2 protein-coding genes are annotated in these 1,006 nt (G+C 35.6%); both read right to left on the reverse strand.

The genetic code is table 11. The annotated features are described in order from the left end of the window. The coding region (locus V7D82_RS13800) for a hypothetical protein (protein ID WP_333601526.1) at positions 1-184 on the reverse strand (184 nt) is incomplete at its 3' end. Between the two features lie 104 nt (positions 185-288). After that, the coding region (locus V7D82_RS13805; RefSeq protein ID WP_333601527.1) for a T9SS type A sorting domain-containing protein at positions 289-1,006 on the reverse strand (718 nt) is incomplete at its 5' end.

Consider the following 1,006-nt stretch of genomic DNA (forward strand, 5'->3'; position numbering starts at 1 on the left):
TAATTCTGTAAAAATCATAGGGTGCCTTTTTCACTTCCTTAGTGGCGGAGGTATCTTTAACAGAAGTATTTCTGGAGGTTGGTTTAACATTTTGGTCCAGTGTACCGAGCTTAGCACTTCTGTCTCTTTGGGAAGAAACAGATTGGATTGAAAGTAAAAAAACTATAAATAAAAGATAGCGCATTGGAATAATTTTCGGGACAAAAATACACAAAAGTATTGGTAATAAAATCATAAAAAAACCATCCTATATCTAGGATGGTTTCGCATATCAAAAGTGAATTGAAGTTATTCTTTGATGAATTTTTTGGTAGTTACACCGTAATCCGACTTAAAGGTTACAAAGTATACTCCTGAAGCCAATGAAGAAACGTCGATACTTTCTGAAGAAAGTGAATTTACTCTTTTGTATACTTCTTTCCCGGAAATATCAATAATGGTTACTTCTTGTAAATTCAACAACGATTTAGTACCGATATTCAAAACCGAGTTAGCTGGGTTTGGATAAACCATAATCTGACTGTTATCGGCTGAAAACTCATTATTTGAGAGTGTAATATTGTTACCTGATGAAACGATTAACGAGAATTTTTGAGGTCCATTAGAAATGCTGTTTTTGTGGGTAACCGTAATAGTGTAAACACCACTTGGATTATCTACTTGGACTTTTTCAAAGTTATCTCTGAAGTTATCTGCGGTTCTAACAGGTTCATCATAAGGAGCAGCAGGATTTAAGGTCCAAGGAAAGTAGGTATTAGTTCCTTGTGTTACTCTTATATCTAAGTCGTTAACCAAATTGAGATTAGTTGGATCAATAGCATTAGATGTATTGGCCACACCTGCAGGGTCAGTCCAAGATATTGAAGCCATCAAAGGCGCTGTACCAGTTGAAGCAACATCAATAGTATAACTTTGACCGGTCGCTAATTGCAATTCATATATAACTGCATTCTGTTGTTGGTGCTTTTGAATTACAGTAGCAGCTGCTTGAGCATTAACTAATCCC

It is taken from the genome of Flavobacterium sp., from assembly GCF_036741995.1.
Taxonomy (GTDB): domain Bacteria; phylum Bacteroidota; class Bacteroidia; order Flavobacteriales; family Flavobacteriaceae; genus Flavobacterium.